The sequence below is a fragment of the Duganella violaceipulchra genome, from assembly GCF_019166075.1.
Lineage (GTDB): Bacteria > Pseudomonadota > Gammaproteobacteria > Burkholderiales > Burkholderiaceae_D > Rugamonas > Rugamonas violaceipulchra.
This window is the reverse complement of the sequence record NZ_JAHTGR010000001.1, coordinates 557915-583560: the sequence shown is the minus strand read 5'-3', so window position 1 is coordinate 583560 and position 25646 is coordinate 557915. Positions and strand designations below refer to the sequence as shown.

The following is a 25646-nucleotide window of genomic DNA, read 5'->3' as shown; positions in this document are numbered from 1 at the left end:
AGCCGCCGAAGCTTTCGATCAGGGGTGCGTTTCGTTCAGTGCCTGATTCAGATAGGTGTCGAAGCGACCGCCGGCGAAGGCTTGTTGCGCGGCGAGCCGGTAGCGCTGCACCAGTTCCGGGGATGCCAGCGGCGAAAAGGCGCCATACAGCGTTACGCCGGGCGCCGGCACGGCCAGCAGCTTGAGCTTTATGTTGTTGCGCGCTGCGTAATAGCTGGCGCTTGCGCAGTTGGAAAAATAGGCGCCGTCGATGCGCACTAGCTGGAGTTTGCCCAGGTTGACTTTTTCCCAGTCTACGCCGGCGACCAGGTCCAACCGGATCGCCGGATTGTGCATAAAGGGCGGCAGCACGCCGGCTTGCACCCAGCCTATGGTCATGCCGGCCAGGTCGGATGCGCTGCGCAGGTGGTCGAGGCGGTGTCCGGGCAGCACGGCGATGCAGGGCTCGAACTTGATATAGGCTGTGTCGTCGAAGCGTATGCCGGCGCTGTCGCGCTGCGGGGTACGGGCGAGGATGGGGGTGAACAGCACGGCGCCACTCGCCAGGCTGATTTCCAGACGCGCCACCGTGACGGGGCGCTGCCACTGAAAGCGCACACCCATGCGGGGGGCGATCTCGCGGTCGAAGAAGTCGATCAGCGCGCCCTGCGGTCCGTTCGGGCCGGGCAGGATGAACGGGGCCACCGTGAATACGCCGACCACGACCGGCTCGGTCGGCGTCGCTGGCGCCGCCTGCAGCGGGATGCCGCTCCAGCATGCCGCCAGCATTGCGCACACACGGGCACGGCGCCGCAAAGCGCGACGTGGCGTTTGGCGCAAGGGCTGCCATTGGTGCGGGACGAAAATCATACGCGCGCTTGCAGAAGGAAAGTCTTAGCCCATTCTAACGCTGGGTGGCCCGCTCAGGGCCGCCAGCGGCCGGCAGTTGTTGGCATCCGGCCACAGCGATCATTGAGCCGCGTTTTGCGGAGGCGTCCTTCAGCGTGCAAAGTAAAGCGCGTGGAGGTGCTGGAGTTCGACCTGGGACGCCGGCTGGGACAAGGCCACGCGCCCGCTTTGCATCAGGTAGACGTGATCCGCCACGCCTACCGCGCGTTCGGTATTCTGCTCGACCAGGATGATGGTGCGGCCGCCGGCCTTGAGCCGTTCCAGTATCTCGAACAGCTCATTGACGACCAGCGGCGCCAGGCCCAATGACGGCTCGTCGATAATCAGCAGGCGCGGGTTGGACATCAGCCCGCGCGCCATCGCCAGCATCTGCGCCTCGCCGCCGGACAGCGATCCGGCCAGTTGCGTGCGGCGTTCGCGCAGGCGGGGGAACATTGCGTAGGCTTGCTCCAGCCGTTGCTTCACATGCGCGCGGTGCGACTGGTGGAAGGCGCCCATGACCAGGTTTTCTTCCACGCCCATGTCGCGGAAGACCATGCGGCCTTCCGGGATCATGGCGATGCCATGGTCCGCCATGTCCCACGTCGGCGTGCCGTTCAGGCGCTGGCCGTCCAGACGGATCGCGCCGCCGGTGAGCGGAGTCAGTCCCATGATCGCGCGCAGCAGCGTGGTCTTGCCGGCGCCGTTCGGGCCGATGATGGTGGTGAGCTTGCCCGCTTCCGCCTTCAGCGTTACATCCCACAGCACGTTGATCGCGCCGTAGCCTGCACGGATCTGGTCTACTTCAAGCATGCGCCGCTCCCGTGTAGCTGCGGATGACTTCCGGATCGTTGAACACCTCATCGGGCGTGCCGTCCGCGATCAGCTGGCCGAAGTTGAGCACCACCACCCGCTGGCACAGTGAGTTGATGGTCTCGATATCGTGCTCGATGATGATGATGCCGACGCCGAAGCGCGCGTGCATCTCCTTCAGCATGCCCATGAAGCGCCGCTTGCCGCTGGTCTCCAGGCCGGCCAGCACTTCGTCCAGCAACAGCAGCTTGGGCGTGGTGGCCAGCGCCTTCGCCACTTCCAGCGCTTTGAGTTCGGTCAGCGCCAGTTCGGTGGCGGCGTCGCGGTGAGCCTTGTCGGTCAGGCTGGTGAACTCCAGGATCTCGTCGATTTTGTCCTGGTCGACCTTGCCGGTGCCGAAGCGCTGGGCCACGATCAGGTTCTCGCGCACCGTCAGTTCGTGCATGGGCTGCGGAATCTGGAAGGTGCGGCCTATGCCCAACCGCGCGCGCCGGTAGATGGGCGTGCGCATCACGTCGTGGCGGTCGAAGCGGATGGTGCCGCCGGTCGGGCGCACCAGGCCGGAAATGGCGTTGAACAGCGTGGTCTTGCCGGCGCCGTTCGGACCGACCAGGCCGACCACGTCGTGCGTGCCGACCGTCAGGTTGACCGTGTTGACCGCCGTCAGGCCGCCGAAGCGGACCGAGAGATTGATCAACTCAAGCATGGTTCTTCCTTCGCAGCAGGGCAAGCAGTCCGGTGGGGCTGAAGATGATCATCGCCACCAGCAGTCCTCCCAACACCAGCTGATGCCCGGTGGGGATCAGCGACTTGAACACCAGTTGGTCCAGCAGGTACACCACCAGCGCACCGACCACCGGCCCGGCGATGGTGCGGTAGCCGCCGAAGATGGCGGCGACGATGGGCACCGTCACCCACACGCTGTTGAAGGCGTAGTCCGGTTCGAGGAAGTTGATGTAGTGGGCGTTGAACGCGCCCGCCACGCCGGCCATAAAGGCGGATACCATCAGCATCAGCCCCTTGAGCAGCGTGCTGTTGACGCCGACCACGCGGGTGGCGTCCTCGCTGTCGTGCATGGCGCGCAGCGCGATGCCGTAGTAGCTGGCGCGGATGGCGCGGTAGGCCAGCGCGAACAGCAGCACGATGGTCAATATGGTCAGGTAGGCGCCGGTCTTGCCGCTCATGTCGTAGCCGAAGATGGTCGGCAGCACCGGGATGTTGGCGATGCCGCCGGAGCCGCCGGTGAGCGAGCTCCATTCGGTGGCGAGGATGCGGAAGATGTGGGCGTAGGCCAGGATGGCCAGCGCGAAGTAGGGGCCGCGCAGCCGCAGCACCGGCAGCATCGCCACGGAAGCCAGCAGCGCGCCGGCGCCGCCCAGCGCGATCCCCGCCAGCACCGGCACGCCCAGCTTGACGGTGACGATGGCCGAGACATAAGCGCCGACGCCGAAGAAGGCGCTGTGGCCGAAGCTGACCATGCCGCCCATATTCCCCAGCAGCGCCCAGGACAGGGCGACGCAGCCGATCACCATGGCGGCGACGATCAGGCTCATGACGTAGTTGTTGGAACCCAGGACTGCTGGAACGAGCAGATAGGCGACCGCGATCAACAGGGCGTAGATCAGCCCTGCGGACTTCGATTGAGCGTTACCCCGCAAGCTGGATGCCGGGGTCATCCTCGTCTCCTTGTTGCGCCCATCAGGCCATTGGGCATCACCAGCAGCACCAGCAGGAACAGCGTCATGCCGGCCAGCTCCTGCAAGGCGGAACTGGCCAGCGTCACGGTCAGCGCCTCGGCCACGCCCAGCAGCACTGCGCCCAGCAGCACGCCGGGGATCGAACCTATTCCCGCCAGCACGGTGATGATGAAGGCCTTGACCGTCAGCGCGCCGCCATACGCGGGCTGGATCACGCCGTAGCTGTACAAGGCCACGCCGGCGAAACCAGCCAGCATGCCCGCCACGATGAACGACACCAGCTCCGTGCGTCCGGGCGCGATGCCCATCAACTTGGCGGCGTCGCGGTTGCTGGAGACGGCCCGCAACGCGCGTCCATACCAGCTGCGCGACAACCACCACCACAGGCCGCCCATCAGCACCAGGCTGACCACGAAGAAGATCAACTCGCTACGCATGCTGTACAAGGGGCCGACCACAAAGGCTTCCTGCAACCAGCTGGAACTGGTCGAACGGACGTCGGCCTTCCAGATCAGCAGGATCAGATTGGTCAGGATCACGCCGATGCCGAAGGTGAGTATCAGCGAATTGATCTCGCGGTCCTGCTTGATGCGGCTGACGATCCAGTACACGCCGGCCGACGTCGCGCCGACCACCACCACCGCGATCGGTATCGCCCATGCAGGATTAAGCCCCAGCCCCGACTCCACCGAGTAGGCGATGTAGGCCGCCAGCAGCACCAGCTCGCCGTGGGCCAGGTTAATCACCCGCATGGTGCCGAACACCAGCGCCAGTCCCAGCGCGATCAGCGCGTAGGAGCCGCCCTGCAGCAGGCCGGAATACAGCGCCTGGAGTATCAGTTCCGTCACGGCGGCTTACCAGGGCAGGCCTGGATACACCATCTTGCCGGTCGCGGTCTCCTTGGGCCAGACGATGACGATGTTCTTGCCCTGGTGCTGGCCCATGCGGTGCACGAAGTTGGGGTTGTCGCCGTTGGCGCCGAACTGCACGCGGCCGATCAGCGTTTCGCGGTCGGTCTTGTGCAGCTCATCGACGATGCCGCCCTTCTTCACCGTGCCTTTGTCGGCGGCGCGGGCGATGGCTTCGAACAGCAGCGTCGCCTGCACGTAGCCGAACTGGCCCAGGTAGTCCGGTTCCTTCTTGTACAGCGCCTTGTAGCCGTCGGCAAAGGCCTTGCCGTCCGCCGTGTCGAAAACCGCGGGGAAGGGCAGCAGCGCGGTGCCGTACACGTTGGGCATCAGGTCCGGGAACTCGGCGGCCATCTTGGGCGTGGCCAGCGACCACACGCCTATCATGGCCTTGACCGGCGGCTTGAGCACGCGCGCGGCGCGCAGGATGCCGACGTAATCGTTCTCGTAGCCGACCATCAGGATCGCTTCCGATTTGTCCTGGAGCTTGATTTTGTTGATGATGGGTTTGAAGTCGGTGATGGCCGGATCGAAGGAGTGCGTGGTGACCTTGACGCCTTTGGCCGTCAGCGCCTTCTGCACGGAGCTAGTCAGGTCGGACGTGGCCTGCTTGGTCGAGAACACGATCGACACGGACTTCGCGCCCATGTCGGCCAGCAGTCCCAGTACGGCTTTTTCGTAGCCGGCGGTGTTATTGATGCGGAAGAAGTTCTTGCGGCCGCTGTTGACCAGGCTATCGTCCACGCCGCCGGAGGTCATGTAGACCAGCCCCAGTTTGTTGGCCGCGTCCGACGCGGGCGAGATATTGTTGGAGCCGTAGCCGCCGGTGATCGCCACCGCGCCCTGGCTGGCCAGCTTTTCGACCGCCGCCACCGCCTTGGCCGGGGACGATTCGTCGTCGATGGTGATGATCTTGATTTTGTGCTTGCCGTTGGTCTTGTTGAAGACTTCGGCGGCCACCAGCACGCCTTCCTGCATGCCCGAGCCGACGCGGGCCAATGCGCCGGTCAGCGGCAGCTCCGCGCCGACCGTGAATTCCTCGGCGCGCGCGCCGCCCGCCAGTGCCATCGCGATCAGCGCCGCGATTGTGGTGTTCTTCATGCTGGTCTCCCTTGTGGTTATTTTTGTGCCAGTTGCCGCAGCTGTCCTTTCAATATCTTTCCGGTTGCCGCTGCGGGCAGGGCTTGCATTGCGATGATCTCGGACGGGCATTTGTACGGCGACAGCAGGCCCGCCAGGTAGTGCTGCAATTCTTCACATGTGACGCGATGGCGCGGATCGATTTCGACAAAGGCCACCACTTCCTCGTTGCCGTCGGCGGCATTGCGGCCGACCACGGCCGACTGCGTCACCGCCGGATGGGCGTTGAGCACCGTCTCCACTTCCAGCGGATAGACGTTGAAGCCGGAGCGGATGATCAGCTCCTTGGTGCGGCCGACGATGAACAGCGCGCCGTCGGCATCCTGGCGCGCGACGTCGCCGGTATTGAGCCAGCCGCCGTCGCGCATCGCCGCCGCCGTCAGTTCCGGCTCGCGGTAGTAGCCGGCCATGACGTTGGGGCCGCGCACCCACAGTTCGCCGTCATCGCCCGGTGCGACGTCGTCGCCGCCGGCGTCCACCAGGCGCACCTCGACGCCGGGGATGACCTGGCCGACCGAGGCGTCGTCGCGCGGCCGGTCGAGGCGGGTCTGGCTGACGGTGGGCGAGGTTTCGGTCATGCCGTAGCCGTTGTGCAGCGGCAGGCCAAACAGCTGCTGCACCTGCGCCTTCAGGCTGGGTGCCAGCGGCGAGCCGCCGGCGTAGAGGAAGCGCAGCCGCGACGCAATCTGTTCGCCACCGCCCAGCGTCTCCAGCAGGCGCGCATACATGGCGGGCACGCCTTGCAGGATGGTCAGGCCGTCGTCGCGGATCGCCTTCAGCACGGCGTCCGGCGTGAAGCGCGGGCACAGGTGCAGGCAGGCGCCCGCGTACAGGGTGCCCAGCATGACCGAGGCCAGGCCGTAGACGTGGGTGATGGGCAGCACGCCATAGGCGCGATCGGTGGGCGTGAGACCGCGCAGGGTGCTGGAGACGGCGGCGATGAACAGCAGGTTGCGGTGCGTGAGCATCACGCCCTTGGGCTGGCCGGTGGTGCCGGTGGTGTAGATCAGCGCCGCCACTTGCCGCGCCGGGTCGGCGTGTGCCGGCTCCGGCATGCAGTCGGGATTGAGCGCGCCTATCATCCACGCGCCGAACGGCGAGGGCGTGGACACGGCGCCATGCCGCTGGCCGTGCGCGGTGGATTCGGGCGAAGCGGGCATCGACAGGTAGATCGCGCGCCGCGCGCCGCTGTGGTCGAGGATCTGGTCCACCTCGCGCGCGGACAGGCGGCCGTTGACGTTGACGATCCACGCGTCCACTTCGGCGGCGGCGAAGATCAGCGCCACTTGTGCCGCGCAGTTTTCGCCGACCACCATCAGGCGGTCGCCCGGCCGCACTTGCAGCGTGCGCAGCAGGGCGGCGGTTTCATCGACGGCCGCGGCCAGCTCGGCGTAAGTCCAGTGGCGCGCGCCGTCGTGCAGCGCCCACGATTGCGGCGCGCGTTCGGCCCAGCGGCGCGGGATGCCGCTGAGGCGCTCGGGCAGCGTCGCCAGCAGGTGGTCGGTGGCGATGGCCTCCATCAGGCCTCGGCCGCCTTGATCATGTTGCGGGCGATGACCAGCTGCTGGATCTGCGAGGTGCCCTCGTAGATGCGGAACAGCCGCACGTCGCGGTAGAAGCGCTCCGCCGCGTACTCCGACATGTAGCCGGCGCCGCCATGGATCTGCACCGCGCGGTCGGCCACGCGGCCGCACATCTCGGAGGCGAACAGCTTGCAGCACGAGGCTTCGGTGGAGATGTCCTCGCGGTTGTCGCGGCGGCGGGCGGCGTCCAGCACCATGCTGCGGGCGGCGTAGATCTCGGCCTTGCTGTCGGCCAGCATGGCCTGGATCAGCTGGAACTCGGCGATGGGCTGGCCAAACTGCTGGCGCTGCATCGCATAGCGCAGCGCGTCGTCCAGCATGCGCTCGGCCACGCCGACGCAGATCGCCGAGATGTGCAGGCGGCCCTTGTCCAGCACCTTCATCGCGGTCTTGAAGCCCTGGCCTTCCTTGCGGCCGATGATGCTGGTGGCCGGCACGCGGCAGTTCTCGAAGATCACGTCGCAGGTGTGGGCGCCTTGCTGTCCCATCTTCTTGTCGTTCTTGCCGAGCGAGATGCCGGGCGTGTTGCGTTCGACGATGAAGGCCGATACGCCGCTCGGTCCCTTGCGGGTGCCGTCGGTGCGCGCCATCACGGTGAACACGCCGGCCTCCGGTGCGTTGGTGATGTAGCGCTTGGTGCCGTTGATGATGTAGTGGTCGCCGTCGCGCACGGCGGAGGTGGCGAGCGAGCCGGCGTCCGAGCCATATCCCGGCTCGGTCAGCGCGAAGGAGCCGACCACTTCGCCGGAGGCCATGCGCGGCAGCCAGGTGTTCTTCTGGTCTTCGGTGCCGTCGATCAGGATGCCCTGCGAGCCGATGCCGTTGTTGGTGCCGAACAGCGAGCGGAAGGCGGGCGAGGTGCGGGCGATTTCAAACGCGGCCAGCACTTCCTCTTCCATCGTCAGGCCGAGGCCGCCGTATTGTTCGGGGATGGACAGGCCGAACAGGCCCAGTTCGCGCATCCGCGCCACCAGCGCGGGGGGGATTTCGTCGGTGTCGGCCACTTGCTGCTCGTGCGGCACCAGTTGTTCGCGCACAAAGCGGCGGATGCTGTCCAGCAGGATGTTCAGCGTTTCCTGGTCTCTTATCATGGGTCTCCCTCTTCGGCAGACTTCAATGTGCCGATTCGGCCAGACCCTGTCAAGCTTTGGTGTTGATTAGGGTACCGATATTCTGGTCGGCGGCCTGGATCACCTTGGCCGACAGATCGAATTGCGCCTTGTAGACCAGCGAATTGGTGGTCTCGGTGGCGAGGTCGGTGGCGCTGGGCGCGTCCGCCGCTTGCAGCTGCTGCGCCTGGAACGAGATCGACACGCCGCTGCCGGCCGGCGCGTTTTCCTTGAACACGGCCTGCGTCGGCTGGAAGCCCTGGGTGCCGATGTTGGCGATCGCGTGCGCGCTGTTGCCCAAGGCCCGTTCGGAGGCGTTGAGACCGGTGATTCCTGAGCTGAGTGCGGCGATGGCCATGATATTTCCCTTCGGCAAGTACCGAAAGTGTACACCTGTGTCGGGCGGAATGCACGTTTTTGATTGAAAATTCAGCAGGCTTGACGCCGCCGGGCAACTGGGTGACTATTGTCATGGAGATACTTTTGTGGAACCGGAGCCATGCCTACGCTGCGCCGCTTGCTGTGTGCCTGCCTGATCCTGCTTGCGGCGGCCGCAGCGGCCGATCCCATCCTGATCCACTATCCGCGCGCCGAGAGCATCGACGACGAGCGCGGCGAATACGGCCTGGCGCTGCTGGAACTGGCGCTGGCCAAGTCCGGTGGCCTGTACCGGGTCGAGCTGTCGCCGACACGCATGCAGCAGAACCGGGCGCTGGTGGAGTTGCAGTCCGGCTCGGGCCGCATCGACATCGTCGGCACCATGACCTCGGCCGAGCGCGAGGCCGCGCTGCTGCCGGTGCGGATACCGATGACGCGCGGCCTGATCGGCTGGCGCATCGGCCTGGTGCGCGGCGACCACAAGGACCTGTTGCGCGACGTCCGCACGGTGGAGGACTTGAAGCGCTTCAGCACCGCCCAGGGGCATGACTGGCCGGATCTGGAGATTCTGCGGCATAGCGGGCTGCACGTGCATCCAGTCGCCGTGTATAGCGGCCTGTTCGGCATGCTGAACGCCGGCCGCATCGACTGGGCGCCGCGCTCGACCAACGAGATCTGGGCCGAAGCGGCGCGCCATCCCGAGCTGGCGATCGACAGCCATATCGTGCTGCGCTATCCCACCGCCGACTATTTCTTCGTCAACCGCAACAACCCGGCGTTGGCCGAGGCGGTCCGGACGGGGCTGGAGGCGGCCCTGGCCGACGGCAGTTTCGAGCAGCTATTTTATCTGCACTATGGCCGCCTGCTGCGCAACGCCCGCTTCGATCAGCGCCTGATCATTCAGCTTCCCAACCCCTTGCTGAGCCCGCAAACCCCGCTGGGGCGCAAGGAACTGTGGTTTTCGTTGGAGGATTTGAAACGCTACCCCTAGGACCGGTCACTAGTGTGGCTGACGGTGCAAAAAGCTGCCGTGTTAATTAGATAACACAGTAGAATAAAGGCACCCGCAAGCGGGGCCGGTCCGGCATGGTGCTGGAGCGGCCCCGCTTTCATTTCCAGGAGCGCTTTGTACATGCTTGAATTACGTAACGTCGTCAAATCTTATGCGAACAACGTGCGGGCAGTCGACGACGTCAGTTTGAACCTTCCGGCCGGCGTGGTCGGCCTGATCGGCCATAACGGCGCGGGCAAGACCTCGCTGATGCAAATGATCGCCACGCTGACCAAACCCACCAGCGGCGAGATCCTGTTCGACGGCGCGGACATCGTGAAGAAACCCGACGCGATCCGCGGGCGCCTGGGCTTTCTGCCGCAGGACTTCGGCGTGTATCCCAATTTGACGGCGCTGGAGTTCCTGCAATACTTCGCGGCGCTGAAGGGCGTGCGCGATCCGGCCCGTCTGCGGCTGCTGCTGGAGATGGTCAACCTGCACGAGCATGCGCACCGGCAGGCGGCGGGTTTCTCGGGCGGCATGCGGCGCCGGCTCGGCATCGCGCAGGCGCTGCTCAACGATCCCGATGTGCTGATCGTCGACGAACCGACCGCCGGCCTCGATCCCGAAGAACGGCTGCGCTTCCGCCACCTGCTGTCGGAGATCGGCTTCCGCAAACTGGTGATCGTGTCGACCCATATCGTGTCCGACATCGAGAACATGGCGGGCCACCTGGCCATCATGAACAAGGGGAAGCTGGTGGCCTTCGATACGCCGGACAGTTTTGTGCACGGCGCGCGCAGCCAGGTATGGTCGGTTACCGTGGAGGCGCAGCACTACGAAGCCTTGCGCGCCGAGGTGCAGGTGCTGCAAGCGCAGCGCAATGAACATGGCATCAACCTGCGCATCGCCCATCCGAGCTCGCCGTGCGCGGGCGCGGTGCCGGCCGAGCCCACGCTGGAAGAAGCGCTGATGACGCAGCGTTACGCCGTGCAGGAAGCGGCGGCATGAACGCGCTGGCCTTGAAGTTGCTGGTGCTGACCGAAGTGCGGCTGCGCATGCGCCGCACCGGCACGCTGGTGGCGGTGCTGGGGCTGATCGCGGTCAGCTGGATGATGGTCGGCGATCCCCAGTGGGGCTACACGCTGATGTCCATCGACAGCGCGCGCGTGCTGTACACCAGCAGCTGCCTGGCGCTGGGCACCGCGCTGCTGGCCGGGCTGCTGTTCGGCCTCGCCGGCTTTTACCTGGTGCGCGGGCGCATGGGCGAGGATGTCCGCAGCGGCGTGGCGCCGGTGCTGGCGGCTGCGCCGGTCGGCAATGCGGTGTTCCTGTTTGGCCGCTGGCTGGGCAGCGTGGCCTATCTGTGCTGCCTGCTGTTGATCTTCATGGCCACCATCCTGGTGCTGCACCTGGTGCGCGGCGTCGGGCCGATACAGCTGGACATCTACCTGAAGACCTACGCCTTGCTGCTGCTGCCCACCGTGTTCCTGGTGGCCAGTCTGGCGCTGTTGTGCGAATCGTGGGCGCCGCTGATGGGCAAGGGCGGCGACGTGCTGTACTTCCTGCTGTTCATCGCGCAGGTCGGCGCGCCGGCCGCGCTGATGCTCGGCGTGAAGGGATGGTCGCCATGGCTGCTGATCGATTTTTCCGGCATCAGCACTTCGCTCATGACGTTTCACAGCAGCGTCGATACGGCCAACTTCGCCATCGGCGGCGCGGATTTCAAGGAGGCGCTGGCGCCGATCACCTTGCCCGACACCTTGTGGAGCATGCAGCTGATCTTGAGCCGCGTGGGTTGCGCGCTGCTGGCGTTGCTGCCCCTGCTGCTGGCGCTGCCGCTGTTCCATCGCTATGCGCCGGACCGGGTCAAGGTCGCTCCCGGCGGCGGTGGACGCTGGTCGCCGCTGGCGCTGGTCAACCGTTTGTTGCGGCCCTTGTCGGCATGGGCGCGGCCGCTGTTTCCACTGGCGGCGCGGGTGCCGGGCGTGTGGGGCGAGGCGCTGGCCGTGGTCGGGCTGGCGCTGGTGTCCAATCCCGCCGCCGTCGCAGCCTTGCTGGTGATGCTGGTCGGCGGCTGCGTGATCGGCAACGCCATGCTGGGCAGCTGGCTGATGGCCGGCATCGTGATCTGGGGCATCCTGGCCAGCGAGCTCAGCGTGCGCGACTTCCGCAGCGACGTCGACGCCATGAGCGGCGCGGCGCCGGGCGGCGTCGAGCGGCGCTTCATGGCGCAACTGCTGGGTGCCTGCCTGCTGGCGCTGCTGTTCAGCGCGCCGGTGGCGGTGCGCTGGCTGGCCACCGATCCCTTGCGCGCCGCCGCCTTGTTCACCGGCGTGTTCAGCTTGTCGGCGGCGGCCAGCCTGCTGGGCCGCACCAGCCGCAGCGGCCGGGTGTTTCTCGCGCTGTTCCTGTTCCTGATGTACGTTGCCGGCCAGACCGCCAAGGTGCCGGCGCTCGACATCGCAGGTTTTACCGGCGCCGCCAACGCGGCCTCGGTGATGGGGCAACTGGTGGTGGGAATCATGCTGTTCTCCATCGCCCTGTGGCACGAGAAATGGCGGGCGGCGCGGAACTGAAGAAGAGATGGCCTAGGATTAATCCGCTTTCCGGAGTTCCCGCGATAGCGGCAACGCACGTTTGATCTAGATCAGACGTCGCGGGACTGTCTAACGTAGCCTTGGCATTCGCGCTGCGATGCGGCGTCGAAACCGGTTCGACTATCCCCAGGCCATCTTTTACTTTCTTTTCGAGGCATCTATGTATCCATTTTCTCAATCTGTCACCCCAGCAGCCAAAACCCATATGGAAGCCCAGTTGGCGTTCTTTAACGACATGTCGAAGTCCCTGTTCCGTACCGTTCAACAGTACAGCGACCTGAACATCCAATTGGCGCAAACACTGCTGGAAGAAAGCACGACGACGGGCCAGCAAATCATTACCGCGCACCGTCCGACGGAGGCGATTGCCGCCGCCGCCGCCCATGCCCAACCCACCGCCGAGAAGCTGCGCGCTTACCAGCAGCATCTGTCTCGCATTGCCGCCGACACCCAGGTCGACCTGTCCAAGGTGGCGGAAGAGCACGTGCAGGAAACCAGCCGCACCGCCAAGGCCCTGGCTGACGAAGTGGCCCGCGTCACGTCCGAAGAAACGGAAAAAACGCTGCGCAGCCATCAGGACGCGGTGGAACGCTTCTCCGATCCGTTCATCAGCCATAGCGACGGCACACGCCAATCGCGCGGCAATGAAATGCGCAGCAGCTCGACCATGCAGAGCGCCAGCCAGAACGGCGTCGAAAGCCGTGAAGGCAGCATGCAGGGTGGGCAACAGGCATCCCAGGCCCAGACTGCCGCTCAAGCTGCTCAATCCGGAAAGCAGACCGGCGCCCGCAAGGAAACCTGAGAACGACGACGGAGCCGGTAGGTTCTAGTCTTCGCCGCGTCCGCGATCTGGCATCGCGTAGCGCGGCATTTTTTTTGTCCTTGCTTTATCATGGGAGGCTTGAAGCAGCCTGGAGATAAAGATGACGAATACCGCCGCCGTGCAGCCTGAATCGCTGCATATCGTTTGCCCCCATTGCGACGCCGTGAACCGCGTGCCCGCCGCCAAGCTGGCGCAGCAGCCGGTGTGCGGCAAGTGCCAGAAGGCACTGTTCACCGGACAGCCGCTGGAGTTGTCGGCCGCGCGCTTCCTCAAGCACATCGAGCGCAGCGATATTCCGGTGCTGGTGGATTTTTGGGCGCCGTGGTGCGGACCGTGCAGGACGATGGCGCCGTTTTACGCACAGGCCACGCAGCGGCTCGAGCCGCAGTTCCGCGTGGTGAAGCTCAATACGGAAGAGGCGCAGGAACTGGCGGCGCGCTATGCGATCCGCAGCATACCGACGCTGGCGCTGTTCAAGGGCGGGCGCGAGGTGGCGCGGCAGCCGGGCGCGATGGATGCGACCAATATCGTCGCCTGGGCGACGCAGAACAATCGCGCTTGAGTTGTTTCGTTGCCCGCTATTCGGCGGCGCGCTCCAGCCATTTGCGGATGCCGTCCAGCGTGCGGAAGTCGGCCACGGAGCGGGTGTTGATGTGCGGGTGCCGGCTTTGCAGCATGCGCGATAGCGCGGCGCCTGGGCCGAGTTCCAGCGCGTAGGTGATGCCCGCTTCGGCGGCGGCGTCCATGCAGGCGGCCCAGTGGATGGTCTCCGCCAGCTGGCGCGACAGCTGCTCGACCGCCAAGGCCTTGCTGTTGACGGCCATCGCGACTATGCCCGCCAAAACCGGTGCGCTCTTCGGCTGGAATTCGGTTCGCTGCAATGCCGCGGCGAAGGGGGCGACGGCGGCCTGCATGTAGCGCGTGTGCGAGGCCACCGCCACCGGCAGGCGCGTGCAGCGGCCGCCGGCTGCAAGCGTCGCCTGCTCAAGCGCTTCGGCACTTGCGGCCGGGCCGCCGGCGATGCAGGCGTCGTCGCCGTTTTCTATGCTCATGTAAAAATCGTGTTCAGCAAGCAGGGTCGAGGCGCGCGATAGCGCCAGGCCGGAGATCGCCATCAGCATTTGGCCGGGCAGGGCACGGGCGCAGTCGTCCATCAGCTGCGCGCGCTGTGCGGCCAGTTGCACCGCCATCTGTGGCGGGAAGGCGCCGGCGATACCGTAGGCGGACAGCTCGCCTATGCTGTAGCCGGCCACCAGCGCCGGCGGCGGCGCGAACTCGCGTATCGCCGCCCACATCGACAGCGTGGCTGCGACTATCAATGGTTGGGCGTTGCGATTGGCGTAGATGTCCTCGTCGTCGGCCAGCGCCAGGCCGGCCAGCAGTGCGCTGGCGACGCTGTCGCCGGCCGGACTGCTGCGGGGCAGGTCGAACATCCCGCCATGCTGTCCCCCCTGGCCGGGGCAGAGCAGCAGCAGGCGTGATTGGGCGCCGTAGGAGCTTGTCATTGCCCGTCCTGCTCCATCGCGGCGATGGCGTGGACCAGGCAACTGGCTGCCAGAAGGTCCGCCGCGCCGCCTGGGGAAAGTCGCTGCTGCACGAATGCGCGATGGCTGGCCAGCGCTTGCGCGCGCCAGTTGGCGTTGGCCGTGCCGCCCAGATCGATGAAGTGTTGGGCGTGCTTGCGCACGGTCTGCGCTCCTTGCGGGCCGGCGCGGTGATAGACGTTGCTGTCGCTGATGCGCGCCATCAGCGTGAACAGCGTGTCGATGCGCGCGTGCGTCATGCTGGCGCCACGCGCGCGTGAGGCCAGCAGCGCCGGGACGCCGATGTCGAACACCGATGGCAGCCCTAGCGCGCCTTCTTCCCTCGCGCCGCTGACGGCATATTGCGCCGCGACGCGCAGGCCGTTGCTCAGTTGCGCCGGCGGCGGGCTTGAAGCTGGGACTGCGGCGGCATGCATGGCCAGTTCCTCGCCCCAGCGTATCAGCATGGCGGCGCGCAGGGCGGCCGGCGTCATCGGCGTGCCTTGCGCGCGGGCGAGACCGGCGGTGGCGCACAGCAGGCCGAGGCTGAAGATTGCACCCCGATGCGTATTGATACCGCGCGTCGACTTCAGCATCGCGGCTTCGGCTTCGATGCCCAGCTGCTTCAACCGCGCGAACGGAGCATCGTTCAACCCTGCCAGGCAGATTTGCTTGAAATAGTGGCGCAGTGAGAACAGGCTGCGCACGAAGGTCTGCGCATCCATATCGTCATGGCTGCCGGTGTCCACCAGCGACACCAGGCCGGGCTTGGGATACAGGCAAAGCTCCGCGTGTAGGCTGCGAACCGCCAGCCGCGCCACCTCGCCCGCAAAGTTGTGCTGCGCCGTGCGGCTCATACCCGGCTTGATCATCGCCGGCGTCCGCAGGCGCGCTGGTGCGAGGGCGGTGCGCATCAATGAGGCTCCAACGTCGCCAGCAGCGAAGCCGTATCTGCAAGCCGCACCGCATGCAGCTCCTTGACGATCACACGGGCCGGGTTTTCCATCGCCGTGCGCCACTCCTTCCACGATACCGCCTGCCCGCCGGGGAATACGATTTCGCCATCGAGTGGCAGGTGTGCCGCGTGCCGCGAGAGCAGCGCCACGCCGTCATGCAGTTCCTCGCGGCTGCGCGGATGGAACAGGATGTCGATGTCCGAAGTAGGCGTTAGATACAGCAAGCCAGTCAGCGCCTGCATCGCCATCGAACCGTAGATGCGCAGGTGAAGATGTCCGGTCTCGCGCTCCAGCGTTGTCAACGCCTCGCGCCACGGGCCGGCGCAGCGCAGCGCCGACCGCAGCTCCACCGCCTGCGACGTCCTGCTGATGTCCAGCATCTGCGCGCGCAAGGCGATGCGCACCTTTTCGCCAGTGTCCTCATCCGGCGGCAGCGGCAGGCCAAGGCAAACCTCGTCCGGCTGCGCGTCGATATCGAAGCGCCGCACCACGGCCGGCCAATCCTGTCCCTGCCAGAGCGTGAGCGCAGCCTTGTGCTGCGGCTGCGCCGCGCGCATGACGGCCTGCCAGCCCGGTTCTGTGAGCCAGGCCAGCATATGCCGCTCAAGGCCGCGCGCGGCGGCCCCTGGCTGTGCCATCTGCTCCGATTCAGGCAACGTGTACATGACCGTCAGTCATCACAGCTTCGATCACCGGCTGCGCCCAGCGCCGTCCGCCGCGCTGAAGTCCCAATGCGCTGCGTTGGTCGCCGTCGAACGTCCCCGCGAGCGCGGCGCGCAGATGCGCCGCAAGATCGCCTTCCCAGATCGCTTCCAGTCCGCCCATGCGCAGATAGTTCTCCGGCCCCGGCGCGAACACCGGATTGCTCTGCGCAAGCTCGGTCAAGCGTTCCTCCGACACCTTGGTGATGCGCGCCATCGCCGGCAAGCCCATCACGCGGATGGTGGCGTCGGGCAGGGCGTAGCAGGCGTCGGCCATCAGGCCGCTGGTGATGAAACCGCCCGACAGCGCCTGGTCGTACACCAGGCCGATGATCTTGTGCCCCTTGCGGCGCGCCAGGTCCACGCATTTTCCGAGGTGCGCCACGTAGCTGTTGATGCCCAACATCTCGTCGCGATGGCGCAGGCGCTGGCCCTGCGTATCGACCAGCATCAGTATCGGCATGCCGGGGAATTCGCGCACCGTGCGCAGGATCGCCTTGGCCTGCGCCAGCGCGATCTCCACGCCGATCGGCGTGTGGGCCGTGGTGCCGATCACCGCCACCGCTTGTCCGTCCACCTGCGCGCTGCCGCACAGGAAGTCGTTCTGCTCGACGATGGCATGCCCTTGCGGGAACAGCGTGTCCGCCAGTTTTTTCCAGTCCATCTTAAGCTCCCATGCGGTGCTGGTCGGCCACCGCGATAAAACTGTCCACATCCAGCATCGGCACATTGGCCGCGTCGGGGATCTGCATCGCAGTCCAGATATCGGCCGGATCGATGAGGGAGCCGAAGCGGGTGATGCGTTCGTCCAGCATCTGCTGCTCGGCCTCCAGCGCTTCCAGCGTCAGCTCCGCTGGCGCGCCGGTTAGCGCGGCAAGCGTGTCGCGCGTGGCTGCGCGGAAGGCGGCGATATCGTCCGCCACGATGCGCTGGCAATCGCCCATCAGGTAGCGATGCTTGCCACCGCTGGTGCGCCACACCAGTGCGCGGTCGCGCGAATCGAATTCCTCGACGCCGCTGGCGGTTTCGATCACTTCCGGGCCGGACATCGCCAGCCGGCCTTCCTCCGACATCACCACCACGTTGGCGCAGCGCGAGACGATGCCCATGCCGCCAAAGGCGCCGTTCGAGCCGCCCACCAGCACGATCACGGGGATGCCGGCGGCGCGCGTATCGAGCAGCGCGCGCATCACTTCGGACACCGCGATCAGGCCGGCGTTGGCTTCATGCAGGCGCACGCCGCCCGATTCCACCAGCAGCACCACCGCCGCGACGTGGTCGCGCACCGCGCGGCGCAGCAGGCCGACCAGCTTGGCGCCGTGCACCTCGCCGACCGCGCCGCCCATGAAACCACCTTCCTGCGCCGCCGTGTAGACGGACACGCCGTCCAGCTTCGCGCGGCCTACCGCGACGCCGTCGTCAAAGGCCACCGGCGCGTTCAATTGGCCCAGGTGGGGACTGACGACGCGCTCCGACGGCGGCAGGAACTCTTCGAAGCTGTCCGGGTCGAACAGCTGCTGCAATCGTTCGCGCGCGTTCGCTTCCTGGTAGCTGGATGATCGGCTCATCAGGATACTCCCAGCATGGTCTGCACCGCCTGGTCCATGCGCAGGCTGACTACGGCGGGCGTGGCCCCCATGTCGTTGATCGAGATGCGGGTGTCGGCCAGCAGCCAGCGCTGGTGGAAGTCGCGCATCACCGCCTCCCAGATCGGCCCGAAACCGACGGCGGCGGTGGTGATCTCGATGGTGCAGGCGCCGGCCAGGTCGGCCGGTTCGATCAGCACTTCCAGGTTGCCGGAGCCGACCACGCCCACCACGTGTGGCGCGGACTTCAAGCGCTGCGTGCCTTGTTCAAATCGGTAGTTCAGTGTTTCCATCGTCAGCTCCTTACCAGTTGCGGAAACGCTTGGGCGGCTGGTACAAACCGCCCGATGCGCGCACCAGGTCCTTCATATTGCGGGCGGCCAGCAGGTCGCGCGTGGCCAGGCGCTTGTCGACGCCAAGATCTTCCGCGCGTTGGATGATACCGCGATCGCGCAGGTTCTCCACCATCCGCTTGTCGCGCGCCAGGCCGACCGGCGTGTAGCCCGCCACGCCGCGTATGGCCTGTTCGCGTTCCTCGTCGGTGCGGCACATCAGCAGGTTGGCGATGCCTTCCTCGGTCAGGATGTGGCTGACGTCGTCGCCGTAGATCATCACCGGCGGAATCGCCATCTTGGCCTGTTCCATCAGCTCCCATGCGTCGAGCTTCTCGACGAAGGCCGGTTGCATATGTTCGCGGAAGGTCTCCACCATCTGCACCACCAGCTTCTGGCCGCGCGGGATGGTGTTGCGGCCTACACGCGCCTGCTGGCCGGCCTTCAGCCACGCGGGGCTGGCGTGGCGTCGTCCGCGCGCGTCGGCGCCCATGTTGGAGGCGCCGCCGAAGCCGGAAATGCGGTCGGCGGTGGCGGTCGAGGAATTGCCCTGCAGGTCGATCTGCAGCGTCGAGCCGATGAACATGTCGCAAGCGTAGTGGCCTGCGGCCTGGCACATGGCGCGGTTGCTGCGCATGGTGCCGTCCGGGCCGATGGCGAAGACGTCCGGCCGCGCGTGGATGTAGTCCTCCATGCCCAGCTCCGAGCCGAAGGAGTGCACCGATTGCACGAAGCCCGCTTCGATCGCCGGGATCAGCGCCGGATGCGGATTGAGCGCCCAATGCTTGCCGATCTTGCCGCGCAGGCCCAGCGACTCCGCATAGGTCGGCAGCAGCAGTTCGATCGCGGCGGTGTCGAAGCCGATGCCGTGGTTCAGCCGCTGCACGCCATACTCGGCGTAGATGCCTTTGATCGCCATCATCGCCATCAGCACCTGGATCTCGGAGATCTGCGCCGGATCGCGCGTGAACAGCGGCTCGATGTAGTAGGGGCGCGGCGACTGCACGACGAAATCGACCCAGTCGCCCGGAATGTCCACGCGCGGCACGGTGTCGACGATGCGATTGACCTGCACGATGACGATGCCTTGCTTGAACGCCGTGGCCTCAACGATGGCCGGCGTGTCCTCGGTGTTCGGGCCGGTGTACAGATTGCCGTGGCGGTCCGCCGCTTCCGCCGCGACCAGGCAGACGCGCGGCGGCAGGTCGATGAAGTAGCGGCTGAACAGCTCCAGGTAGGTGTGGATGGCGCCGATATTGAGCTTGCCGGCGGAAGCCAGCCGCGCCACGCGCACCGCCTGCGGACCGGAGAACGAGAAGTCCAGCTTGGAGGCGACGCCGCGCTCGAACACGTCCAGATGCTCCGGCAGCGCCAGCACCGATTGCAGCATGTGCAGGTTGTTGATGCGTTCCGGGTTCAGGTTGGCCAGCGCGTGGCCGAGGAAGTCGGCCTGCTTCTGGTTGTTCCCTTCGAGGCAGACGCGGTCGCCGCACTCCAGCACCGTGTGCAGCAGGTCGGCGATGCGGGCGGAGGGCAGGGTCTTGCCGTCCAGTTGATTGCCCAAGGCGGCGCGCGTCCGCTGCAGGCGCGCTTCGCGGTTGTCCCGAAGGGTGTTCCAGTTCATTTACTTTGCTCCCATGATCATGTCCGGCAATCCAGTCGAAATGGACGGGAAGACGCACAACAACAGCACCGCCACGAACATCAGGATCAGGAACGGGAACACGCCCCACACCACATCCTTGAGCGGGATGTCGGGCGCGATGTTCTTGATGACGAAGATGTTCAGGCCCACCGGCGGGTGGATCAGGCCCATCTCCATCACCACCGTCATGACGATGCCGAACCAGATCAGGTCAAAGCCGGCGGCCTTCAGCGGCGGCAGGATGATAGGCGCGGTCATCAGGATAATCGATACCGGCGGCAGGAAGAAGCCGAACACGATCACCATCAGCAGGATCACCGCCAGCAGCAGCCATTTCGACAGGTGCAGGCTGACCACCCACGCGGCGGCGGACTGGCTGATGTGCAGGTAGCTCATCACGTACGAATAGAACAGCGACATGCCGATGATCAGCAACAGCATCGTCGATTCCTTGATCGATGAGCTGAGGATGGGCGACAGATCCTTCGGCCGCCACACGCCGTAGATCACGGCCAGCAGCACCAGCGCCAGCAGCGCGCCCAGGCCTGCCGTTTCGGACGGCGTGGCGAAGCCGCCATACAGCGCGATCATCACGCCGATCAGCAGGATGATGAAGGGCAGCACGCGCGGCAGCATTTCCACCTTCTGCGCCAGCGTGAAGTGTTCGTCCTCCAGATAGGCCGACTTGGCGCCGCCCTGTTCGTAGATGACCAGCGCGGCCTTGTATTCCTTGTGCGCGCGGTAGACGGCGTAACCGGCAAACAGCAGCACCAGCAGCACGCCGGGGCCTATCCCTGCCAGGAACAGCCGGCCCAGCGACTGCTCGGCGGCGACCGCGTACAGGATCATGGTGATCGACGGCGGCAGCAAAATGCCCAGCGTGCCGCCGGCGGCAATGATGCCGGCGGCGAAACCGGGCGAGTAGCCGCGACGGCGCATTTCCGGAATGCCGGCCGAGCCGATGGCCGAGCAGGTGGCCGGCGACGAGCCGGCCATCGCCGCGAACAGCGCGCAGGCGAACACGTTGGCGATACCCAGGCCGCCCGGTATCTTGTGCATCCATGTGTGTATCGCGGAGTACAGGTCCTTGCCGGCCGGGGACTTGCCGATGGCCGCGCCCTTCAGGATGAACAGGGGGATGGACAGCAGCGTGATCGACGCCATTTCCTCGTACACGTTCTGGGTGATGGTGTCGAGTGAGGAGGGCGGCATGCAGAAGTACATGAAGCCGGTGGCCACCACGCCCAGCGCGAAGGCGATCGGCATCCCGGAGAACATCACCACCAGGGTAACGGCGCCGTACAGGGCGCCAAGAGTCAGGTCGCTCATGCCGCGCGCTCCGTTTTGTTAGTCATACGTGCCAGCGTTTGCAGCACGATTTGCAGCGAGAGGATGCTCATCCCGGCGGCCATCATGGCGTAGGGTATCCACAGTGGCGGCGCGAAGGTGGAGGAGGTGGTCTGGCCGTCGACCCAGGCTTCGTGGAACAGCGTCCAAGATTTCCACGAGAAGAAGGCGCAGAACACAGCCGACACCAGGTCCACCATGAACAACCGCGCCGCGTTCACGCGCGGCGGCAGCAGCGACGCCAGCGCCTCAATGCCGATATGGCCGCGATGCGATTGCACGTAGGCGGTGCAGAAGAAGGTCACGCCGACCAGCATGAATACCGACGCTTCATCCTGCCAGTCGGTGGGCGCGTGGAAGAAGTAGCGCGACACCACCGAGTAGGTCAGCACGAACGCCGTCAGCACCAGCGCGACCATGGACACCATCATCAGCGCGTGATTGAGCTTGCCCAGCAGTGCGGTCGCCATCGCGACGATGGCGTTGTCCGGCGGCGCCGCGGCGCGCGGCGGCTCCAGCTCGATGCCGTGGCTCATAGCGTTTTCTCGGCCAGTTTCAGCAGCTTGGCGCAGTTTTCATTGCGTTCGCCGTAGTCCTTCCATGCCGTGGTGCGGGCGATGGCCTGCCATTTTTTCAGCGCGGCCGGATTCAGGTCGACCACCTTGGCCTTGGCTTTGGCGTAGACATTGGCCACTTCCGAGTCGTCGGCCTTGGCGGAGTTCAGCGCGAAGGTCTCCATCTCGGCGCCGACGGCCATGATGGTGGCTTGCTGTTCTTTCGTCAGGCGGTCGAAGATGGCCTTGGACATCATCAGCGGCTCAAACATGAACCAGTAGGCGCCGGCGCGGCCGGTGGTCAGCGCCTTCGATACTTCCTCCAGGCGGAACGAGATCAGCGAGGTGGAGGAGGTCAGCGCCGCTTCCATCGCGCCGGTCTGCATGGCGGCGTAGATTTCGTTGGACGGCAGCGACACCACGGCGGCGCCGGCGGCCTTGAGGATCAGGTCCATCTCGCGCGAGCCGCCGCGTATCTTCATGCCCTTGGCGTCGTCCGGATCGATCACCGGCTTGGTGCGCGAAGCCACGCCGCCGGCCTGCCAGATCCAGCTAATGAGCACGATGCCTTTTTCGTTCAGGATGCGGCTCAATTCCTTGCCCACTTCGGCGTTCTTCCAGCCGTAGGCTTGCTCGTAGGAAGTCACCAGGCCGGGCATCAGGCCGATGTTCACTTCCGGGACTTCGCCGCCGGCGTACGACAGCGGCACCAGCGACATGTCCAGCGCGCCCTTGCGCATGGCCGAGAACTGGGCGTTGGTCTTCATCAGCGAGGAACCCGGATAGATCTCGAATTTGAGGCTGCCCTTGCTGCGTTTCTCCACCTCGGCCGCGAACATGCGGGTCAGGCGGTCGCGGAAGTCGCCCTCGGCGACCGTCCCGCCGGGGAATTGGTGCGAAATCTTGAGGGTGGTGCCCTGCGCCCATGCAGGCTGCAGCAACAACGGGCTGGCGGCCAAGGCGGCCAGTACGGACCTGCGGGTGATTGCGCTCATAACTCCTCCAAGATGGGTAAAATATGCAACGTTCTTTTTTGTGTATACAAGAATATCTCGTTGGAATACATTGTCAAGCAAAATTTACTGCTTATAATGAAGCTTGTTATACACAAGGCTGCAAAAACACCATGACCACCCACTCCGCCACACTGCGCGAAGAAATTGAAGAGATGATCGCCGTCGGCGAGCTCAAACCAGGGCAGCACCTGGACGAGACCGAACTGGCCACGCGCTTTGGCGTCTCGCGCACGCCGGTGCGGGAAACGCTGATACAACTGGCCTCCATGGGCCTGGTGGTGATACGCCCACGGCGCGGCGCCATCGTTGCGGAGCTGGGGCCGCAGCAGTTGGTGGAGATGTTCGAGGTGATGTCGGAACTGGAGGCGACCTGCGGCCGCCTGGCGGCGCGGCGCATGACGCCCGAGGAGCAGCAGGCCCTGTTGGCGGCGCACCAGGCCTGCCAGGATGCGCGTGATGCGCAGGAGCCGGATGTCTATTACTACAAGAACGAGTTATTCCACGAGGCGATCTACGCCGGCAGCCATAATCAGTTCCTGATCGAGCAGACGCGCAATCTGTACCGGCGCTTGCGGCCGTACCGCCGTTTGCAGCTGCGGGTGCGCGACCGTTTGGCCACGTCCTACCACGAGCATGACGGCGTGGTGCAGGCCATCGTCAACGGCGACGGTGACCTGGCGGAAAAGCTGCTGCGCGAGCACGTGATGATACAGGGGCAGCGCTTTTCGGATCTGATGTCGTCGCTGCCTCGCTTGCGGCAGGACGCGGCCTAGCGTTATTGGGCCGAGGCGCCGCGCACGATGCGCACCGGCTTGGCGGTGTTGGGCGCGGCCTGCGGCAGCATGTCTTGCAGGGTTTGTTTATCCAGCACTGCCAGGAAGGCTTTGGTGGCGTCGTTCAGCGTGTGCTTCAGCGCGCAGTTGGGCGTCAGCGGGCAGGTGTCGGTTGCGCGGTCGAAGCATTCGGCCATGAAGAAATCGGTCTCCGTCATCCGCACCAGTGCGCCGATGTTGATATCCTTTGGCTCTTTCGCCAGGCGCAGGCCGCCGTTGCGGCCTCGTACCGTCTCCACCCATCCGGACTGCCCCAGCTGATAGACCACCTTCATCAGATGGTTCTTCGAGATCGCGTGCATGTCGGCGATATCCTGGATCGTGACCAGCCGGTCCCGGTGGGCGCTCAGGTAGAGCAAGGTCCGCAGGGAATAGTCGGTGAAGGAGGTGAGGCGCATGGCTGGCTCGGAGTCGTGACAAAGCAATCCACTATTCTACATGCGGATTAAGCTTTACTCCATTTGCAAGAGAATGTCGCGCACACGCAGCAGCGCGATCTCGATATCGAGCGTCTCGATGCCGCCGTAGCCGAGGAACAGTCCCGCCCTGGGCGGCGTCGATGCGTAGAAGTTCGACAGGGGATGGAGGCCGACATCGGCGCGCCGCGCCAGCCGTAGCAGCAGGTCCAGGTCGAGCGGCTTTTTGCACAGTGCGGCCAGGTGGAAGCCGGCGCTGGCCGGCACCAGCTCGAACCACGGCGACAGCACATCGGCAAACAGCGTTTGCAGGCGTTCGCGCCGCGTCGCGTAGGTGGCGCCGCAGCGGCGGATGTGGCGCGACAGGTAGCCGTCGGCGATGAACTTGGCCAGCGCATGCTGGCTGGCGGTGGCGGTATGCCAGTCGTTGAGGTGCTTGACGGTGAGGGCCGCGTTCAGTATCGCCTCCGGCAGCACCGCGTAGCCCAGCCGCAGTTCCGGCAGCATCACCTTGGAGAAGCTGCCGACGAAGGCCACCACGCCGTGCCGGTCCATGCTTTGCAGCGAATCGGTGGGCCGGCCGTCGTAGCGGAACTCGCTGTCGTAGTCGTCTTCGATGATGATGGCGCCGATCGCCAGCGCGCGCGCCAGCAGCGCCTCGCGGCGGGCCACGCTCATCTGCATCCCCAGCGGGAATTGGTGCGCCGGCGTGGTGTAGATCAATCGCGTGCCTTGCGGGATCTGCTCGACCAGCATGCCTTCCTGGTCGATGCCGATGCCGACCACCCGCGCGCCCTGGCTGGCGAACAGCATGCGCGCGGCCGGGTAGCCCGGTTCCTCGACGGCGACCACGCAGCCAGGTTCGAGCAGCACGCGCCCCAGCAGGTCCAGCGCCTGCTGGGCGCCGTTGGTGACGACCACGTTGTTGGCGGTGCAGACCACGCCGCGCGCAAAGGCTGCATGGTGGGCGATAGCGGCGCGCAGTTCGGCGATGCCTTCCGCCTGGCGGTACATACCGCTGCCTTTGACGTCCTGGCGCAGGCCGTGCAGCATGCAGCGGCGCCATTCGTCGATCGGGAACAGGGCAGGCGTGACGCAGCCACCGACGAACTCATAGCGTGAGCGTTCTTCCGGAAAGGGGGCGCGCAGCGGCGTGTGCATCGAGTCCCACTTGGCGACGATGGCGGCGCTGGCCAGGTTGATGGCGAGCTGTCGGCGCGGTTTGGCTTCGGCCGGCGCGCTGACGAAGCTGCCCTTGCCGACCTGGCCCAGCACCAGCCGCTCTTGCGTCAGGCGGGTGTAGACATTGGAGACGGTCTTGCGGGACAGGCCGAGCTGCTCGGCAAGCAGGCGGGAAGGCGGCAGTTGCTGGCCGTCGGCCAGCCGCCCGCTTCGGATCGAGTCGCTCAACTGGCGGTACAGCTGCCCGCCCAGGTCCTTCTTGCCTTCGATGACGATGTGGAGTTCCATGGTATGTTGGTGCGGGGGGCTAACGGACGATATCGGCAGTTTGCCACAGACTAGCAACCACCACAGGAGGGACCATGGACAAGGAAACCGCGCGCCGCCAGTTCGTCAACGAACTTTGGCAGCGCTACGAACAATTGCAGCGATGGGCGGAGGAAAACTGGCCGGACAAGGAGCATCCATTGTCGAGCGCGGACTTTGTCGAGACCCGCAAAGAGCTACTGGGCTTGCGCAACCCGGCGCAGGCGCCTGGACAGCGTTCGCCAGGCGAGGCTCAGGGCGATGCCCGTGAACCGGAACAGGGCGGCGCCCAATACATCGATGTGAATCCGACGCCCTGGCCTTGACGGCTTAGTGCGGG

28 protein-coding genes are annotated in these 25646 nt (G+C 65.7%); 7 read left to right on the top strand and 21 right to left on the bottom strand.

Annotated elements, in window-relative coordinates:
• Positions 1-18 precede the first annotated feature (18 nt).
• The 9 genes from KVP70_RS02490 to KVP70_RS02450 form a co-directional block, all read right to left on the bottom strand.
• The gene (locus tag KVP70_RS02490) at positions 19-768 is read right to left on the bottom strand and encodes a substrate-binding periplasmic protein (protein ID WP_217940407.1); all 750 of its coding nucleotides are present in this window, start codon (positions 766-768) and stop codon (positions 19-21) included.
• A gap of 210 nt (positions 769-978) precedes the next feature.
• The gene (locus KVP70_RS02485; RefSeq protein ID WP_217940406.1) at positions 979-1680 is read right to left on the bottom strand and encodes an ABC transporter ATP-binding protein; all 702 of its coding nucleotides are present in this window, start codon (positions 1678-1680) and stop codon (positions 979-981) included.
• On the bottom strand, positions 1673-2386 hold the full coding sequence (locus tag KVP70_RS02480) for an ABC transporter ATP-binding protein (RefSeq protein WP_217940405.1): 714 nt from the start codon (positions 2384-2386) through the stop codon (positions 1673-1675). Before KVP70_RS02480 ends, KVP70_RS02485 begins: the two co-directional genes overlap by 8 nt.
• On the bottom strand, positions 2379-3356 hold the full coding sequence (locus KVP70_RS02475) for a branched-chain amino acid ABC transporter permease (protein WP_217940404.1): 978 nt from the start codon (positions 3354-3356) through the stop codon (positions 2379-2381). The genes KVP70_RS02480 and KVP70_RS02475 overlap by 8 nt, the downstream gene beginning before the upstream one ends.
• The gene (locus KVP70_RS02470; protein ID WP_217940403.1) at positions 3353-4225 is read right to left on the bottom strand and encodes a branched-chain amino acid ABC transporter permease; all 873 of its coding nucleotides are present in this window, start codon (positions 4223-4225) and stop codon (positions 3353-3355) included. Before KVP70_RS02470 ends, KVP70_RS02475 begins: the two co-directional genes overlap by 4 nt.
• 6 nt (positions 4226-4231) lie before the next feature.
• The gene (locus KVP70_RS02465) at positions 4232-5386 is read right to left on the bottom strand and encodes an ABC transporter substrate-binding protein (protein WP_217940402.1); all 1155 of its coding nucleotides are present in this window, start codon (positions 5384-5386) and stop codon (positions 4232-4234) included.
• A 17-nt stretch (positions 5387-5403) separates the two neighbouring features.
• Positions 5404-6945 carry a class I adenylate-forming enzyme family protein gene (locus KVP70_RS02460; protein ID WP_217940401.1) on the bottom strand — a complete coding sequence of 514 codons (1542 nt, stop codon included), beginning with the start codon at positions 6943-6945 and terminating at the stop codon, positions 5404-5406.
• Entirely contained in the window at positions 6945-8099 is a 1155-nt protein-coding gene (locus KVP70_RS02455; RefSeq protein ID WP_217940400.1) for an acyl-CoA dehydrogenase family protein, read from the bottom strand. Before KVP70_RS02455 ends, KVP70_RS02460 begins: the two co-directional genes overlap by 1 nt.
• Positions 8100-8148: 49 nt before the next feature.
• A complete protein-coding gene (locus tag KVP70_RS02450) occupies positions 8149-8475 on the bottom strand; it encodes a flagellar basal body rod C-terminal domain-containing protein (RefSeq protein ID WP_217940399.1) in 327 nt (108 codons plus the stop codon).
• A gap of 141 nt (positions 8476-8616) precedes the next feature.
• Between KVP70_RS02450 and KVP70_RS02445 the strand changes: the two genes are divergently transcribed.
• From KVP70_RS02445 to trxC, 5 genes are all read left to right on the top strand, one after another.
• Positions 8617-9486 carry a substrate-binding periplasmic protein gene (locus KVP70_RS02445; RefSeq protein ID WP_229224530.1) on the top strand — a complete coding sequence of 290 codons (870 nt, stop codon included), beginning with the start codon at positions 8617-8619 and terminating at the stop codon, positions 9484-9486.
• A gap of 141 nt (positions 9487-9627) precedes the next feature.
• A complete protein-coding gene (locus KVP70_RS02440) occupies positions 9628-10497 on the top strand; it encodes an ABC transporter ATP-binding protein (RefSeq protein ID WP_217940398.1) in 870 nt (289 codons plus the stop codon).
• Positions 10494-12065: an ABC transporter permease gene (locus KVP70_RS02435; protein ID WP_217940397.1), complete on the top strand. Its 1572-nt coding sequence runs from the start codon at positions 10494-10496 to the stop codon at positions 12063-12065. The genes KVP70_RS02440 and KVP70_RS02435 overlap by 4 nt, the downstream gene beginning before the upstream one ends.
• 181 nt (positions 12066-12246) lie before the next feature.
• Positions 12247-12888: a phasin family protein gene (locus tag KVP70_RS02430; protein WP_217940396.1), complete on the top strand. Its 642-nt coding sequence runs from the start codon at positions 12247-12249 to the stop codon at positions 12886-12888.
• Positions 12889-13009: 121 nt separating this feature from the next.
• Positions 13010-13471 carry a thioredoxin TrxC gene (gene trxC, locus KVP70_RS02425; protein ID WP_217940395.1) on the top strand — a complete coding sequence of 154 codons (462 nt, stop codon included), beginning with the start codon at positions 13010-13012 and terminating at the stop codon, positions 13469-13471.
• Between the two features lie 16 nt (positions 13472-13487).
• On the opposite strand, the gene KVP70_RS02420 is transcribed toward trxC, so the two are convergent.
• Genes KVP70_RS02420 through KVP70_RS02375 form a run of 10 tightly spaced genes read right to left on the bottom strand, consistent with a single transcriptional unit; the run spans position 13488 to position 22548 of the window.
• Positions 13488-14414 carry an ACP S-malonyltransferase gene (locus tag KVP70_RS02420; protein WP_217940394.1) on the bottom strand — a complete coding sequence of 309 codons (927 nt, stop codon included), beginning with the start codon at positions 14412-14414 and terminating at the stop codon, positions 13488-13490.
• On the bottom strand, positions 14411-15346 hold the full coding sequence (gene mdcB, locus KVP70_RS02415; RefSeq protein WP_217940393.1) for a triphosphoribosyl-dephospho-CoA synthase MdcB: 936 nt from the start codon (positions 15344-15346) through the stop codon (positions 14411-14413). Before mdcB ends, KVP70_RS02420 begins: the two co-directional genes overlap by 4 nt.
• Entirely contained in the window at positions 15346-16026 is a 681-nt protein-coding gene (mdcG, locus tag KVP70_RS02410) for a malonate decarboxylase holo-[acyl-carrier-protein] synthase (protein ID WP_217940392.1), read from the bottom strand. Before mdcG ends, mdcB begins: the two co-directional genes overlap by 1 nt.
• A gap of 10 nt (positions 16027-16036) precedes the next feature.
• Positions 16037-16753, bottom strand: coding sequence for a biotin-independent malonate decarboxylase subunit gamma (gene mdcE, locus KVP70_RS02405; RefSeq protein WP_217940391.1), 717 nt, complete (start codon positions 16751-16753; stop codon positions 16037-16039).
• Position 16754: 1 nt separating this feature from the next.
• Positions 16755-17657, bottom strand: a complete 903-nt coding sequence (locus tag KVP70_RS02400; RefSeq protein WP_217940390.1) for a biotin-independent malonate decarboxylase subunit beta — start codon at positions 17655-17657, stop codon at positions 16755-16757.
• Entirely contained in the window at positions 17657-17968 is a 312-nt protein-coding gene (gene mdcC, locus KVP70_RS02395) for a malonate decarboxylase acyl carrier protein (protein WP_217940389.1), read from the bottom strand. Before mdcC ends, KVP70_RS02400 begins: the two co-directional genes overlap by 1 nt.
• A 10-nt stretch (positions 17969-17978) precedes the next feature.
• Positions 17979-19631, bottom strand: coding sequence for a malonate decarboxylase subunit alpha (gene mdcA, locus KVP70_RS02390; RefSeq protein WP_217940388.1), 1653 nt, complete (start codon positions 19629-19631; stop codon positions 17979-17981).
• Positions 19632-20981, bottom strand: coding sequence for a TRAP transporter large permease (locus KVP70_RS02385; protein ID WP_217940387.1), 1350 nt, complete (start codon positions 20979-20981; stop codon positions 19632-19634).
• Entirely contained in the window at positions 20978-21535 is a 558-nt protein-coding gene (locus KVP70_RS02380) for a TRAP transporter small permease (RefSeq protein ID WP_217940386.1), read from the bottom strand. The genes KVP70_RS02385 and KVP70_RS02380 overlap by 4 nt, the downstream gene beginning before the upstream one ends.
• Positions 21532-22548, bottom strand: coding sequence for a TRAP transporter substrate-binding protein (locus KVP70_RS02375; protein ID WP_217940385.1), 1017 nt, complete (start codon positions 22546-22548; stop codon positions 21532-21534). Before KVP70_RS02375 ends, KVP70_RS02380 begins: the two co-directional genes overlap by 4 nt.
• A 131-nt stretch (positions 22549-22679) precedes the next feature.
• Between KVP70_RS02375 and KVP70_RS02370 the strand changes: the two genes are divergently transcribed.
• Positions 22680-23342 (top strand): GntR family transcriptional regulator, encoded by a 663-nt coding sequence (locus KVP70_RS02370; RefSeq protein WP_217940384.1) that lies wholly within the window; start codon positions 22680-22682, stop codon positions 23340-23342.
• Positions 23343-23344: 2 nt separating this feature from the next.
• Here the strand turns inward: KVP70_RS02370 and KVP70_RS02365 are convergent, their stop codons facing one another.
• Positions 23345-23800 carry an RrF2 family transcriptional regulator gene (locus tag KVP70_RS02365; protein ID WP_217940383.1) on the bottom strand — a complete coding sequence of 152 codons (456 nt, stop codon included), beginning with the start codon at positions 23798-23800 and terminating at the stop codon, positions 23345-23347.
• 54 nt (positions 23801-23854) lie between these two features.
• The gene (gene pdxR, locus KVP70_RS02360) at positions 23855-25288 is read right to left on the bottom strand and encodes a MocR-like pyridoxine biosynthesis transcription factor PdxR (RefSeq protein WP_217940382.1); all 1434 of its coding nucleotides are present in this window, start codon (positions 25286-25288) and stop codon (positions 23855-23857) included.
• Between the two features lie 74 nt (positions 25289-25362).
• Here pdxR and KVP70_RS02355 point away from each other — a divergent pair, with 74 nt between their 5' ends.
• Positions 25363-25632 carry a hypothetical protein gene (locus KVP70_RS02355; protein WP_217940381.1) on the top strand — a complete coding sequence of 90 codons (270 nt, stop codon included), beginning with the start codon at positions 25363-25365 and terminating at the stop codon, positions 25630-25632.
• The last annotated feature ends 14 nt before the right edge of the window (positions 25633-25646 follow it).

Excerpts from the sequence above, each read along its gene's own strand:
- KVP70_RS02490 (WP_217940407.1), bottom strand. The coding sequence starts at position 768 with ATGCTGGCGGCATGCTGGAGCGGCATCCCGCTGCAGGCGGCGCCAGCG.
- KVP70_RS02485 (WP_217940406.1), bottom strand. The coding sequence starts at position 1,680 with ATGCTTGAAGTAGACCAGATCCGTGCAGGCTACGGCGCGATCAACGTG.
- KVP70_RS02480 (WP_217940405.1), bottom strand. The coding sequence starts at position 2,386 with ATGCTTGAGTTGATCAATCTCTCGGTCCGCTTCGGCGGCCTGACGGCG.
- KVP70_RS02475 (WP_217940404.1), bottom strand. The coding sequence starts at position 3,356 with ATGACCCCGGCATCCAGCTTGCGGGGTAACGCTCAATCGAAGTCCGCA.
- KVP70_RS02465 (WP_217940402.1), bottom strand. The coding sequence starts at position 5,386 with ATGAAGAACACCACAATCGCGGCGCTGATCGCGATGGCACTGGCGGGC.
- KVP70_RS02460 (WP_217940401.1), bottom strand. The coding sequence starts at position 6,945 with ATGGAGGCCATCGCCACCGACCACCTGCTGGCGACGCTGCCCGAGCGC.
- KVP70_RS02455 (WP_217940400.1), bottom strand. The coding sequence starts at position 8,099 with ATGATAAGAGACCAGGAAACGCTGAACATCCTGCTGGACAGCATCCGC.
- KVP70_RS02450 (WP_217940399.1), bottom strand. The coding sequence starts at position 8,475 with ATGGCCATCGCCGCACTCAGCTCAGGAATCACCGGTCTCAACGCCTCC.
- KVP70_RS02445 (WP_229224530.1), top strand. The coding sequence starts at position 8,617 with ATGCCTACGCTGCGCCGCTTGCTGTGTGCCTGCCTGATCCTGCTTGCG.
- KVP70_RS02440 (WP_217940398.1), top strand. The coding sequence starts at position 9,628 with ATGCTTGAATTACGTAACGTCGTCAAATCTTATGCGAACAACGTGCGG.
- KVP70_RS02435 (WP_217940397.1), top strand. The coding sequence starts at position 10,494 with ATGAACGCGCTGGCCTTGAAGTTGCTGGTGCTGACCGAAGTGCGGCTG.
- KVP70_RS02430 (WP_217940396.1), top strand. The coding sequence starts at position 12,247 with ATGTATCCATTTTCTCAATCTGTCACCCCAGCAGCCAAAACCCATATG.
- trxC (WP_217940395.1), top strand. The coding sequence starts at position 13,010 with ATGACGAATACCGCCGCCGTGCAGCCTGAATCGCTGCATATCGTTTGC.
- KVP70_RS02420 (WP_217940394.1), bottom strand. The coding sequence starts at position 14,414 with ATGACAAGCTCCTACGGCGCCCAATCACGCCTGCTGCTGCTCTGCCCC.
- mdcB (WP_217940393.1), bottom strand. The coding sequence starts at position 15,346 with ATGCGCACCGCCCTCGCACCAGCGCGCCTGCGGACGCCGGCGATGATC.
- mdcG (WP_217940392.1), bottom strand. The coding sequence starts at position 16,026 with ATGGCACAGCCAGGGGCCGCCGCGCGCGGCCTTGAGCGGCATATGCTG.
- mdcE (WP_217940391.1), bottom strand. The coding sequence starts at position 16,753 with ATGGACTGGAAAAAACTGGCGGACACGCTGTTCCCGCAAGGGCATGCC.
- KVP70_RS02400 (WP_217940390.1), bottom strand. The coding sequence starts at position 17,657 with ATGAGCCGATCATCCAGCTACCAGGAAGCGAACGCGCGCGAACGATTG.
- mdcC (WP_217940389.1), bottom strand. The coding sequence starts at position 17,968 with ATGGAAACACTGAACTACCGATTTGAACAAGGCACGCAGCGCTTGAAG.
- mdcA (WP_217940388.1), bottom strand. The coding sequence starts at position 19,631 with ATGAACTGGAACACCCTTCGGGACAACCGCGAAGCGCGCCTGCAGCGG.
- KVP70_RS02385 (WP_217940387.1), bottom strand. The coding sequence starts at position 20,981 with ATGAGCGACCTGACTCTTGGCGCCCTGTACGGCGCCGTTACCCTGGTG.
- KVP70_RS02380 (WP_217940386.1), bottom strand. The coding sequence starts at position 21,535 with ATGAGCCACGGCATCGAGCTGGAGCCGCCGCGCGCCGCGGCGCCGCCG.
- KVP70_RS02375 (WP_217940385.1), bottom strand. The coding sequence starts at position 22,548 with ATGAGCGCAATCACCCGCAGGTCCGTACTGGCCGCCTTGGCCGCCAGC.
- KVP70_RS02370 (WP_217940384.1), top strand. The coding sequence starts at position 22,680 with ATGACCACCCACTCCGCCACACTGCGCGAAGAAATTGAAGAGATGATC.
- KVP70_RS02365 (WP_217940383.1), bottom strand. The coding sequence starts at position 23,800 with ATGCGCCTCACCTCCTTCACCGACTATTCCCTGCGGACCTTGCTCTAC.
- pdxR (WP_217940382.1), bottom strand. The coding sequence starts at position 25,288 with ATGGAACTCCACATCGTCATCGAAGGCAAGAAGGACCTGGGCGGGCAG.
- KVP70_RS02355 (WP_217940381.1), top strand. The coding sequence starts at position 25,363 with ATGGACAAGGAAACCGCGCGCCGCCAGTTCGTCAACGAACTTTGGCAG.